At 59.1% G+C, this 12,843-nt stretch carries 11 protein-coding genes; 4 read left to right on the top strand and 7 right to left on the bottom strand.

From position 1 onward, the window contains the following. Position 1: 1 nt before the first annotated feature. From AC04MD_RS11155 to AC04MD_RS11170, 4 genes are read left to right on the top strand one after another with little or no spacing between them, the layout of a single operon-like run. A complete protein-coding gene (locus AC04MD_RS11155) occupies positions 2-946 on the top strand; it encodes an NAD-dependent epimerase/dehydratase family protein (RefSeq protein WP_475497340.1) in 945 nt (314 codons plus the stop codon). Positions 947-964: 18 nt separating this feature from the next. Then, the gene (locus AC04MD_RS11160; protein ID WP_475497341.1) at positions 965-2,269 is read left to right on the top strand and encodes an NAD(P)/FAD-dependent oxidoreductase; all 1,305 of its coding nucleotides are present in this window, start codon (positions 965-967) and stop codon (positions 2,267-2,269) included. Then, positions 2,266-2,670: a GtrA family protein gene (locus tag AC04MD_RS11165; protein ID WP_475497342.1), complete on the top strand. Its 405-nt coding sequence runs from the start codon at positions 2,266-2,268 to the stop codon at positions 2,668-2,670. Before AC04MD_RS11160 ends, AC04MD_RS11165 begins: the two co-directional genes overlap by 4 nt. Then, positions 2,660-3,325 carry a class I SAM-dependent methyltransferase gene (locus AC04MD_RS11170; protein ID WP_475497343.1) on the top strand — a complete coding sequence of 222 codons (666 nt, stop codon included), beginning with the start codon at positions 2,660-2,662 and terminating at the stop codon, positions 3,323-3,325. Before AC04MD_RS11165 ends, AC04MD_RS11170 begins: the two co-directional genes overlap by 11 nt. 484 nt (positions 3,326-3,809) lie before the next feature. Here AC04MD_RS11170 and AC04MD_RS11175 read toward each other — a convergent pair whose 3' ends face one another. The 7 genes from AC04MD_RS11175 to AC04MD_RS11205 all read right to left on the bottom strand — a co-directional run bounded on the left by AC04MD_RS11175 (position 3,810) and on the right by AC04MD_RS11205 (position 12,836). Beyond that, positions 3,810-4,412: a hypothetical protein gene (locus AC04MD_RS11175; RefSeq protein ID WP_475497344.1), complete on the bottom strand. Its 603-nt coding sequence runs from the start codon at positions 4,410-4,412 to the stop codon at positions 3,810-3,812. A 28-nt stretch (positions 4,413-4,440) separates the two neighbouring features. Beyond that, positions 4,441-6,045, bottom strand: a complete 1,605-nt coding sequence (locus AC04MD_RS11180) for a hypothetical protein (RefSeq protein WP_475497345.1) — start codon at positions 6,043-6,045, stop codon at positions 4,441-4,443. 121 nt (positions 6,046-6,166) lie between these two features. Continuing rightward, a complete protein-coding gene (locus tag AC04MD_RS11185) occupies positions 6,167-7,123 on the bottom strand; it encodes a CgeB family protein (RefSeq protein ID WP_475497346.1) in 957 nt (318 codons plus the stop codon). Further along, positions 7,120-9,633, bottom strand: a complete 2,514-nt coding sequence (locus AC04MD_RS11190) for a glycosyltransferase family protein (protein ID WP_475497347.1) — start codon at positions 9,631-9,633, stop codon at positions 7,120-7,122. The genes AC04MD_RS11185 and AC04MD_RS11190 overlap by 4 nt, the downstream gene beginning before the upstream one ends. Before the next feature lie 12 nt (positions 9,634-9,645). Then, positions 9,646-10,854 carry a class I SAM-dependent methyltransferase gene (locus AC04MD_RS11195; protein WP_475497348.1) on the bottom strand — a complete coding sequence of 403 codons (1,209 nt, stop codon included), beginning with the start codon at positions 10,852-10,854 and terminating at the stop codon, positions 9,646-9,648. Beyond that, the gene (locus AC04MD_RS11200; protein WP_475497349.1) at positions 10,851-11,441 is read right to left on the bottom strand and encodes a methyltransferase domain-containing protein; all 591 of its coding nucleotides are present in this window, start codon (positions 11,439-11,441) and stop codon (positions 10,851-10,853) included. Before AC04MD_RS11200 ends, AC04MD_RS11195 begins: the two co-directional genes overlap by 4 nt. A gap of 9 nt (positions 11,442-11,450) precedes the next feature. Continuing rightward, positions 11,451-12,836, bottom strand: a complete 1,386-nt coding sequence (locus AC04MD_RS11205; RefSeq protein WP_475497350.1) for an ABC transporter ATP-binding protein — start codon at positions 12,834-12,836, stop codon at positions 11,451-11,453. Positions 12,837-12,843 lie beyond the last annotated feature (7 nt).

A 12,843-nucleotide genomic window follows, 5' to 3' on the forward strand; every position in this document is an offset into this window, starting at 1 on the left:
CATGCCCCACAAGCACGCCAAGATTGTCATCACCGGGGCCGCCGGTCTTGTGGGCCAGAACCTCATCGTCGTGCTCAAGGAGCACGGCTATACCAAGCTTGTCGCGATCGACAAGCACGAGCACAACCTGCGCATCCTCGCTCAGCTGCATCCTGATGTCCGCACGGTACTCGCCGATCTCGCCGAACCCGGCACCTGGACCCATGAGTTCGAAGGCGCGGAGTGCCTTGCGCAACTGCACGCGCAGATCACGGGCAAGACTACCGACCTGTTCACGCGCAACAACATCGAGGCAACCCGGCAGGTGCTCGACGCGGCGCGCCAGCACGAGGTCCCCTATGTGGTGCACATCTCTTCTTCCGTGGTGAACTCCGTCGCGACGGACGACTACACCGAGACCAAGAAGGCGCAGGAAAAACTGATGGTGGATTCCGGCATCCGCCACTGTGTGCTGCGTCCGACACTGATGTTCGGGTGGTTTGACCCCAAGCACCTGGGATGGCTTTCGCGCTTCATGGCCAGGACGCCCGTCTTCCCTATCCCCGGCGATGGCAGGTTCATGCGCCAGCCGTTGTACGAGCGCGACTTCTGCCGCTGTATCGAACGATGCATCGAGCGGGAGCCTGACGGGGATGTCTACGACATCGTGGGCGATGCGCGCATCGACTATGTCGACATCATCCGCACCATCAAGAGGGTGAAAGGCCTTCGCACGTGGATCGTCCATATCCCGATCGGCTTCTTCGCGTTCCTGCTCCGCGTCTATGCGATTTTCAGCCGGAAACCGCCGTTCACCGCCGACCAGTTGAAAGCGCTCAGTGCCGGCGACGATTTCAAGGGCGTGGACACCCAGGCGGTGTTCGGGGTGAGGCAGACGCCGTTCGAGGACGCCATCCGCGAGAGTTACACCGATCCTCGCTACGCACACATCGTGCTCAAGCGCTAACAAGACCACGGAATTAAGATGAGCAGATTCGCCATCGTCGGCAGCGGCCCCATGGGGCTCATGGCTGCCATGGAACTACTGAAGCATGGCCATGAAGTGGATGTATACGAACGGGACGACCGCATCGGCGGCATGTCCGCCGACTTCGACTTCGGCGGCACGCGGATCGAACGCTACTACCACTTCATCTGCAAGACCGACTATCCGCTGTTCGATCTCCTGGCGGATCTCGGCCTCAGCGACACGCTGCGCTGGACGGACACGAAGATGGGCTATTACTACGATGGCAAGCTCTACAAATGGGGCACGCCGTTCGCACTGTTGGGCTTCCCCCATTTGGGAATCATCGAGAAAGTGCGCTATGCGCTGCACGTGATGCATACCAAGAGGATCAAGGACTGGGGGCCCCTCGACGGCATCGTGGCACGCGACTGGATCACCAAGTGGATCGGGCCGCGGGCATACGAGGTCATGTGGGAGAAGGCATTCCACCTCAAGTTCTTCGAGTATGCGGACAACCTCTCCGCCTCCTGGATCGGTACGCGCATCAAGCGCGTGGCGCTTTCGCGCCGCAACCTCTTCAACGAGAGCATGGGCTACCTGCGCGGCGGATCGGCCGTGTTGTTGGACGAAATGGCAAGGCGGGTACGCGAGGCGGGTGGGCGGATCCGGCTGGGCCAGGGCATCGACGAGGTGATTTCATCCGGCGGCCGCGTCACGGGGATACGCGTTGGCCACGCCACGACGGCGTATGACAAGGTGATTTCGACGGCTCCCATCCAGTATGTGCCCCGCATGGTGCCCGGCCTGCCGGCCTCGTTCGCCGACAAGGTGAGCGCGATCGAGAACATCCCGGTTGCCTGCGTCATCCTCAAGCTCAAGCATGCGGTCAGCGAGAACTTCTGGATGAACATCAGCGATGACCGGATCGCGATCCCCGGCGTCATCGAATACAGCAACCTCAATCCCGGGGACGGGAGCGGCGACAAGATCCTCTATGCACCGTTCTACATGCCGAAAACCCATCCCAAGTGGGCGCAGAGCAATGATCAGCTGATCGAGGAAGTCATTGGCTATCTCAAGCTCCTCAACCCAACGTTCGACCGCGACTGGGTGATCAACACGCACTGCCATCGTTACGAGTTCGCTCAGACCATCTGCCCGCCAGGATTCCAGCATATGCTGCCGTCCATGGAGACGCCGCTCATGGGTTTCTACATGGCGGACACCGCTTACTACTATCCGGAAGACCGCTCCATCAATGAGAGCATTTTGGTGGGTCGCCGACTGGCTCTCACTGCCGCAGCGGAAACTCCGGAATGACGCCTCAGTTTGTTCGCTTCTTGTTTATCGGGGGAGTTGCAGCGGCGGCCAACATCGGATCCCGTATTGTTTTCAGCCTATGGCTACCGTATGTTCCAGCGATAGTTTTAGCCTTCTGCGTAGGCTTGACGACAGGATTCCTGCTCAATCGCGGATGGGTCTTCGAAAGGACAGGCAGGGCGTGGTTGCTGGAGGGAACACTTTTTCTACTTGTGAACCTTGTCGGCCTCGGCCAGACCCTACTGATCTCATGGTTCCTGGCAGATATTGTGCTTCCGCGGCTGGGTCTGAGAGTCATGGTGCTGGAGACAGCCCATGCGATCGGAGTAATCGTGCCGGTCATGACAAGTTTTCTTGGGCATAAGTATCTAACGTTTAGGATCCAATCCAATGTCAAATGAGAATCTGCAGTCGCTATACCGGCATCGCTTCACATCGGATGAGCTTCCGGCCAAAGCGGCGATTTGGCGCGTGCTGTGCGAACACTACTTCCAGAAATACATCGATGCCACCAAGGACTGTGTGCTCGACTTGGCCTGCGGCTATGGCGAGTTCAGCAACCATATCAATGCCAGACGAAAGATCGCTGTCGACTTGAATCCTGACAGTCCCGACGCTTTGGCAGAGGGCATCGAATTTCATGCGACGCGCGCAGACGATCTTTCGGCTGTTGCCGACGGAGAGGTGGACGTGGTGTTCACGTCCAATTTCTTCGAGCATCTTCCGGACAAGAGTGCGCTCGCCAGCGTATTGAGTGAAGTCGCGCGGGTACTCAAGCCCGGAGGTACTGTGATCGCAATGGGTCCCAACATTAAGCACGTGCCTGGTGCTTACTGGGATTTCATTGACCATCACATCCCTCTGACGGAGCTGTCGCTCACCGAAGCCTTTCATATCGCCGGCATCGAGGCACTTGAAATCCACTCCAAGTTCCTGCCGTATACGACTCAATCGCGCCTGCCCCAGTCGCCGTTCTTGGTTAGGCTCTATCTCGCGTTTCCTCTCGCGTGGAGACTGCTGGGCAAGCAGTTTCTGTTGGTTGGCCGCAAGAAGTGATCCTGCCTCGCCGATGGGAGGGCTCTTTAGGTTGCGGCTCTCATCTCGCCTTCTGCCCATCGCCGCCGATGCTGAAGGACAGTCTTTGAAGAAAGTCGCGATGCCATCGATACCGATGAACTTTGGCCTGCAAACCTCCGCCTTCGTGCACAGCTGGCTGGCAACGGGCACGTCACGAGCCCCTTGGATCGCAGCGAATCCGACGGCCATGGCGCTGCGGGCATAGAGCCCGCGTGCAGGGCGCGTAACCCGGGGCCATCATCAGGGTGAGCAGAGGTTCTGCTTATCTGCTCAGCGTGCACCGATAATATGGCGAGCGCATGCCGCAGATACCCAAGTCCGTGTAGAAGCCTAGTTTGGCCGGCCAAAAAAATCCCTGCGTCGCACATATGCAACGCAGGGACGATTGCCTTGTTACAGGGGCGTGGCGACCAGGTCCCTCGAAGTACCGGATCGCGCGCGCTTCATGTTCCCGCAGAAGATCTCAGGGGACGTAATGCAGGCCGACTTTCAGTGTCCTGGGCAATTTTTCGCCATTCGGCACCGTGAGCGTGGAAGTGGAGACCGTCGCCGGATAGGACCATACGGCTGCCAGTTCAGAGCCAGCTTCGCGGGAAAACTTCAACACCATCGGGCCTTCGGACGTCTTGACCTCGAACGGAGCGCTGAGGGGAACAAGAAAGTCGTCATTATTGGTTGACGAGGCGAAGTCGGCGGAACCTTGGCCGCACCGCGAGCCCTGGCAGAGCTGAAGCGTGAAATCTCCCTTGCTGGCGTTCCCATAGTTGCCGACCTGTACTTCGACACCGGAGACGACGCCATCGCGCGGAACCGCGGCTTCCGCGGAAACCGACTCGCCTACCGCAATGTTGACCGCGTAGTTGCTGGTCGAATCGAACGGCAGCTCGACGAAATTTGGATCCTGTATCACCGCCGGCGCGGGGACAGCAGCGACCTGCGCCGCAGCATCTGCAGCCTCCGGCGTCGCTGCGGGCGCGGCTGTGTCGCTGGTCGCCGGTTGCTGCGAGCATGAGGTGAGGCCGACTACGCAGGCGACGACGATCGCCCGCTTGAGGTACTTCTTCATTTTATTCTCCATTGAGGATGTCGAGAACTTAGAGGACAACAGATCGCGCGCGAACGTAGAGCATCGCAATATTGAGCAGTACCTGCGCCAACACCAGCAACCACAACGTGCCCGGCCTCCAATTGTCCTGCATCCATTTCAGGCCGAACAGCAGAACCAAAGGTCCCACCGCCTGGAGTCCGTGGAGCGCAGGCACTGTCGGAATACCGAACACACCGATCAGCAAGAGAACGGGTATGAAAACAGCGAAGAGCAGTAGGTCTCGATGCACGCGATAGTAAGTCGCGCACCCGGCATATCCCTGGACAAAGAACAGCAGGCCAGTGATGCCCGTCAGGCTGACCAGGCTTCCCTGGACAAACTTTTCCCCGTCGAAAGGATAGCTCCCCAGGTAGGTAGGTGCCAATGTGTTGTAGAAGTTGGCGACGCGCACCCAGACCCGGTCGACCCAAGCCAACTCGTTACCCATGTTCTGTTGGACCAGATCGGATGGAACGCCAAGATAAACGTGCGACCAGAGGAACCAAGGCAATACGACAGCGGCGAACGCCGTCGCATATACCAGCGCGGGCCTGATGCGGGGTCTAGAAAGGCCCTCGCCGATTGCCGCATACAGGCCGAAGCTGAAAGCGATCACGAGTGCATAGGGATGGGACCAGTACGCAAGGGCCGCAAGCAGTCCCGCCAGCGCATAGTTGCGCCTGCAGAACAATGCGTGAGCCCCAAGCAGCACATACGTGGCTGCCAACATTTTTGGCCAAGTGAACAGTGCCTGGTTCAGCATGTATGGGCTGCTGCACAGGAGTAGGACTCCTGCCAGAACATATCGTCGGGACAGTCCTAACTCGAGCAACAAAAGAACCACGGCAGCCATGATGCTGGCGTTGAACACCGTCGCTACGGTCAGGAATGGACGGAAATAACGATCCTGTCCGACGGCCCCGGCGTCGGGCCAGCTGGTGCCGACGTAGTCGAATCTGGGCAGTCTGGCTGACATCTGCGGCGGCGGATCCAGACCAGCACGGAACGGCACCACCGCAAGACTCATGAGGATCGGGCGATTCGAAACTTCCTGGCCCGGCAACAACGGCCGCTCCTCAGAAAGTTGGATGCCACGCAGGAGATACTCGCCCACCGCATACGGCAGGTAATTATCCGCCGGCAACCCGCCCGTCAACGTCTGGACGCGAACATGCAGGTGGTCGCGCTTCAGCACATACATCGGGTCTGGTAACGGCTCCGGCAACCGCACTGGGACGAATGTCGCCGACACAGCGAGGCATGACAATCCTGCCCAGGCGACAAGCATCATCACGATCTGCCAACGTCCCTCCACGAATAGGCGTGTGGCAACTCCACGCCTGATCCAGTAGCCGACGGCGAAAAGATTGCAACCGATGAGCAGGGAAACAGCGGCAGCCTGATACGCAGAAGGTGGAACGCAAAGGATGGCGACGCCTATCAGGGCATGCATGGCAATGCCGGCGGCTATCCCATACGCGAGAAGCTGTCGCCCCTGGGAAGTCCCGCGCGTGGCCAGTTGGACGGCCGTGCAGCCTAGGCTCACGACCGACGCCATCGTCAGCAACGCAAGCAAAAGATTCTGGGGAAGCGAATCAACCGTGATCGACACCATAATGATCCTCTAGAAACCGCCTTGGTTTGCGGAGCGCTCGCTCCTGACTTCGGCTACCCGCGCAAGCCCTTGCCGGGAAAGCTACCCACGGCCCAAGCTCGACGTGATTACCACTCCATCATGCGCTCGCAAGCACGCTCAGGATGGATCGCGCTCGATTCCGATAGGTGTGATCCGCCTCCGTTCGAGCCTGACTAGCACGCGCGATGGACAAGCACGCAGCGTGATCCTGCGTCAACCACTCTAGCTTGTCCTTGAACTGGGTGACCGAATCGTAAAGGACGATTTCCTTCCCGGGTACGTAGTAGTCGAGTATCTCCAAGCTCTCGACGAAGAACATCTGGGTCGTTCCCGCCATGGCGGCTTCGAACGTCCTGGGACCCGGCGTAGAAGGATCGAGCTTGTAGCGCTCGTTGGCGTAGTGGAAGTCGCGACCCATGTTCAGAGTGACCAGCGAACGGGCATAGTTTCTGGACAGCTCGTCGTTGGGTAATCGCTCGTTCTTCGCGAATGGCAGTTCACTCTCCGGCCACTGGTCGCCACGAATACGTGTATCGAAACGGGCGAGAACGGTCTTGAGGTCGCGTACCAGTCGAATACGATTGCCGAACGCCACGCCGCAGAAGAAGACTTCGATGTCCTTGGGTGTCCCTAGCGGTCGCCAATGCGCCTTCCGGCTCGCGGCCAACGCCAGGTGTCGAGCATTGGGATTGGGGTAGTGCAAGGACGACCATCGGTCATTGCTGAAGACCAGATCAGCGATGCCGTTGATCCGGTAGTTGTAGTCGAACTCGTAGGGATCGTCATGCAGCCAGAAGGCCAGCACACCGCCGTATTGATCACAGAGCCGCCTAAGCTCCAGATAGTCGGCATCGTCGGGCATGCATGAGCCAAAGCAAAGCACGAGCTCCGGATGCCCCTCCCGTACTGCTGCGGCCGCTGCCTCCAAGGGTACGTGGCTAACGGCGCTCTCGCCCAGTTCTTCACGGAAACCCTCGGCCACATAGCCACGCAAGACCGAATTGCGATTGCCGTAGTCCGGCGACGCCCCAGTGACCAAGACTGACCGGCTCATGGCTGGCTCCCCCGGCCGCTCAGCCCTGGCACTTCACGCAACATGCGTTTGAAAGTTGCCGCGACACCATAGGTTCTGGCGTACGCGAAAATCCTTCGCGACATCGATGGTGGCTGTACGACGGTGGGGGGTGCCGCCGCGCTCGTCGTCACCGTTGGCTCCCTATGGTTCGGATCCTTCCATGTGGGATGGTTCAGCAAGATACCCAACTCCGACAAGGCCAAGCCTCGTCCGCTGTGAGACCTCGACTTAGTCGACACAGGACTCGGCTTGCGCTCCATCAATTCCTCATAAACGCCGCCCAACCACGTCGCATGGGACCCGACCTCGACATAAAGATCGTCCGTGATGCCGGCTCTGACCGCTTCAACTGCCGGCGGGTTGTGCAGAAGACGCCTGAACAGATCTACCAGCGCGCCTGCCTGAGTTGGTGGCACCTTGTATCCATTCACCCCGTCGATGACGCGCTCGCCCAATGCCCCCGTGTCTGCCACCACGGGTACAAGCCCCGCCTGCCAAGCTTCCGAGAGCGTGATGCAGTAAGTTTCAGGCCAGATCGAATAGTGCAACGACAGCGAGAATCCAGTCAGTGCCTCCGCAAGGGAACCTGCGGTGTAGGCGCCGTGTACATGCACGTTCGACAGGCCGAGAGCATTCAGTATCTCGTTGTAGGGACTGGCGACCTGGCCAAAGATCGTGAATTTGATATCGTCGTGCCGAAGCTGGTTAAAGGCATGGATGATCTCGTCCGCGCCCTTGTTGCGGGTGAAGTTGCCCAGGATCGCCACTTTCATTGGCCCTTTCTGCGGCCTGGCGCGTCGCACGATCGACGTCGAGCGAGGCATCGGCACGCCGAAAACCCGCACGCGCTCGTCCGTGACGCCATGCGGATAGATGCTCTTGAAGGTCTCGACAACACCCTCCGTGTTGGCATGCAGAACATCAACCTGCTCAAGCGCGCGCGCAAAGAAGGCCCGGCGACGGGCTTGACTGCCGACCGCCAGACCATCACCTGCATTGAGGCAAACATCGCAAACTGATTTCGGCAGCTTCGGGATGTCGCAATACCGTCCCTTGTAGTCGATCAAATTGAAGCGGCTGCACATCCCGTAGTAATCATGCAGGCTCAGCATGGAGGGGATGCCGAGTACCGACGGTATGTAAAGCAGTGAGGGAACGTGTCCGATCAGGTGCTGGAAATGCACCATATCGACGCCATGACGCATCAGGATCGAGGCAAGCAAGCTTTCACGTTCGTTGCAGACCAGATGAGCATCGCTGACGACCGAGGCACACTCATGGTCCTCGAGGTATTGGACGTTCTCGTCGAACAATACATAGCGCCGCTGGCTGGCGTGACCTCGGTCCAGCGTGTAGAACAAGAACTCGAAGCGATCGCCCATCTCCTTGCGCAAGGCTTCCTGATATACCTCCACGCCGCCATAAGGCTCCACGCCCATGATGTTGTGCGTGACGAACAAGATCTTCGGTCGCCGGGGACGTTCCGGCGGCGCCATGGCGACCTGATCTAATTTTTGCGCAAGTTGCGAGACCTCAACGAGCAAGGATTCCACCCGATGCAGATACAAGTGCTCCGAGCGGGCACGCTGCTGTGCCGCGCGGGCGATGCGCAGCCTTTCTTCCTCGTTCTGCAAGTAATAGCGCAGCTTCTCGATGCACTCGTCGGCTGTCCGGAAACCGACGAACTCAGTCCCCTCGCGAAAGTAGCGTTCGACTTCGACCTGCTCAATCGACATGTCGATGAACTGGACGCCACCCGCCAGCGCCACCTCGAACAGGCGCGGCCCGGGCGTGAGCGCGATCGCCTTGTCCTCGGACGAAGAGAACACCCGATGCAGCGTCAGCACCGACCTGCTGCGGTTGGCGAAACGCGCGAATTCGGAATTTGGCGTGCGCCACTGGTAAGCGCTCGGGGGCAGGTCGAGGTCGAACTCAGGGAGATAGGGGTTGTGCGGAAGCGCCAGCTTTAGGTTGATGCCGTCGATTTCCGACTGCAGTTCTTTCAGAAACTGGACGCGGTTGGGCCAGGCGGTTCCGGCAAAGAAAAGGTCGTACAGATAATGATTTTCGCCGGATGCGTCGGGAATCGCGTGGAAATGCATGCCCTGATCGGCGGCGAACGGAAGATGCCGCCCCTTCTTACCATACTCGTCGACGCTGCCTCGGTCATTGGTGAAGACCAGGTCGAACAGGTCCAGATTCTGCTTGTTGGTCCCCTGCTCATAGGGATCCTCGGTCACCCACGCGACGCTTGTGCCGCAGACACTCTGCAAACGGGCGACGATGCTCCTGTTGAGCTCTTCACCATCGAAGGCCAGCAGTAGATTGCAGCCATTGCTCCTGGCCGATTCAATCGCCGACAAATACTCAGCCTTCACCACCAGGTCCACGGCGGGATGTTCGCGCAGGGCGCGCTCGATCGCCAAGCAGATATAGTGGTTCGGGTTGCTCCTCTTGGTATCGAGCAACAGAATGCGCCACTGCTTCAATGCAATACTCCCCTATCTACTTTTCTGTCCATTCGGCAGCAACCTGCCCAAGGCCGACGAAACCTTCCACCCCATCGAACCCTCCACCTGGCTCAGCCGAGCCTCGGCGGCGGCAAGCGCTTGCTCCAACTCATTGATCCTGACATCCCGCTCCACGGTCTCCCGCTGCCAACGGCTTGCCATTTCGCGCTCTACCTGCAACAGCGCACTCATGCCTTCGGCCCGAGCAGTCTCGTTGCCCAGTTGCGTAAGGAGTTCATTACGTTGCCCATCCACTTCTTCAAGCTTCCGCGCAACTCCTTCCTCCGCAACCTTGGCAGCTTCAAGCTCGGTTTCGACTCTCCGCAGCGTGTCTCCCAGACGCGCTTCGATCTCGCTCTTCTCAGCCTCGAGCACTTCGCGCGCCTGAGCCATCTCAAGCTCTTTCGTCGCCAGTTCCGACTCGCGGATTCCAAGCAGATTGCGCAGGTGTCCGTTATCCCCGTCGACATGAACCTGGTGCCGCAGCAGATCCCCTACCTGCTGTCCACGCACGATCAGCGTGCCGAGAAACTCGAACAACGCGTTGACGTTCGCCGCCGCCGCAGTGTCCGTCGCCACGGACCAAAGGGACTGAAGGGACGACGGAACCTCTGCGCCAACCGCAAGGATACCCAACCCATGTGTGTGTGAGAACTCGAAACTAGGATAACGCTCGCGAAGTTCCGACCAGAGCTTCCACACCCCAAACTCCCGTTCGCGCACACCCGTATCATGGAAAAGAACAACTCCACGCTCGGACATCTTTGGCAACCATGTCTCGAAGTCGTGGCGCACAGCCTCGTAGGTATGCAGCCCATCGATATGCAACAGATCGACAGACCCATCGGCGAAGTAGGAAATCGCTTCATCGAAGCTCATTCGCATCATGGATGCGAAGCCCGAGTAATGCTCGGCCAGGTGGTCGCGAACACCGGTATAGACGCTCTCGTCGTAAAGTCCCGCATGCTCGTCACCCTGCCAGGTGTCGACGGCGTAACAGCGACCCTCGTGACCCGACGCGCGCGTCGCTTGGCAGAACGCGAAAAAGGACGCGCCTGCATGCGTACCCAATTCGACGAGAAGACGGGGACGCAACGCAGATACCAGCCAGCCAGCCAGCGGAATATGGCCGGTCCACGCACTAACGGGCGTGGACCGAGGCACGATGAACATGCCGGGATTCAGATCGAAGGCGCTCATGCCTCAGTACTCTGCGCCGTCAGCGCCCAACTGGCGACTGAGGTCAGGAAGCGCTGCCGCACACCCACCTTGCGCTTGCGGAACACGCCAACGGTATCGCCCCACTGAGCGCTGTCCGCATCTGCATGAGGACCCCAATCCGTGGTGACTTCGACAAGATCACATGCACCAAACTTGGCAAGCGCCCGATAGCCATCGGGATAGAACCTCCAGCAGTCCTGCGGATAGCGATGCTCCGGGCCACGCGAAGGTGCGATCAGAAAGATCATGCCTCCGGGCCTCAGTACGCGCAGCATCTCCATGAAGGACAGCCAGAAGAACTCGACGTGCTCGAATGCTTGCCCCGACACGATCACATCGACGCTGTTCGACCTCATTGGGAGACGGTAGGGCGAGGTGAGCACAACATCCACGCCGGGACCCTGTTCGAGATCCACGCCCGTGTAACTCCATCCGGGACGCGAGAACAGCGGTCGGTAGGTACCGTTCACATCGTAAGAACCGATATCCACGACAGAGATGGCGCGCACTGGATCCAGATGGCGCCCGACCAGATCAGTCATATGCTCGAAGGAACTCAGATGCATCAGGGGGCCTCAACGGAGAAGGACAGCGGAGGTCGCAACGACATCGCCGGCGACCAATCGGATTGATTCAAAGGGGATACCGACCAGTCCATAGCGTGTGCGCGTTGACCGGACCGATATCAGTGCAGCGTCATGGAGCCAATGGTGCTGGACATGGTCCAGCAGGTCGCCATCGGCGAAAGCAACGGTAATGGAGTAGTCGCCGTTCGGAAGGAGAGGGAGCTTGAAGACGAACTCGGCCTTGGCATCGGCACCAGCCAACAGCGGTGCTGGTGATGCATTCTCCTCAAAAGTGTTGTGACCAAAGAGCGCCTGTCCAAGCCTGTCCTTGAGCAGAAAGCCAATGATCGGTCGATCGACTTGCCCATGCGTGACCACATCCACCGCGAGCGTGATTCGCTCTCCGCCCTCGAAGGCGACTCCTTCGCGCCCATCGGCACGCGTCAATGCGACACGCCTGATCTCCGCCGTTCCGGTTGACCATCCATCGGAATTGACGATGTTCTCAAAGAAATCGATCCGGGTTTCGCCGGCCTGACGATAGGACTCATTTGCCTCGCCAGCAGCGCCGGGGATGGCGACCAGGGTATTGGCTTCACCAATCGCTTCTTGGGCGCAGTACTGCGTGTATGCGTCTGCCACCGATTTCGCAGGACCCGCCATACGGACGACGCCTTGGTCCAGCCACACAGCGTGAGAACACAGGGACATGATCGAGCCGACATCGTGGCTCACGAACAGAATAGTCCCATGCTCTTTGAAACGTCGCAGAAAGCGCATGCACTTCTGGGTGAACACGGCGTCACCGACGGCCAGCGCTTCGTCGATTATCAGGATCTCTGCATCCACGTGGGCGATGACGGCGAAGGCCAAGCGCACGGCCATGCCGCTCGAGTACGTCTTGATCGGTTGCTCGATGAAATCGCCGATATCCGCAAAACGCACTATGTCGTCGAAACGCTGCTCGACTTGTTCGCGGGTCAGCCCTAGGACCATCGCATTGAGGAAAATGTTCTCGCGCCCCGTGAACTCGGGATTGAAGCCCGACCCGAGCTCCAGCAGTGCCGCGATCCTCCCGGTTACGTTGACACTGCCTCCTGTAGGATTCAGTGTGCCGCAAACGATCTGCAGAAGGGTGGACTTCCCGGAGCCGTTGCGTCCGATGACTCCGACCGTCTCACCGCGTTTGACGCTTAAACCAACGCCGCGAAGCGCCCAGAATTCGCGGAAGTAGCGTTCTCGCTCCAACCCGAAAACTGCCTGCACCCGCGGGAAGATCGACTGCTTCAGACGATCTTGCGGTTGCGCGTAGATCTGATAGCACTTGGAAACGTCCATTACTTCAATAGCCGCTTCGACATTGGCGGAATCGGTACCCGCTGACAGAGTATTCATGGCACTG

The sequence above is a fragment of the Pseudoxanthomonas sp. LjRoot206 genome (assembly GCF_056175725.1).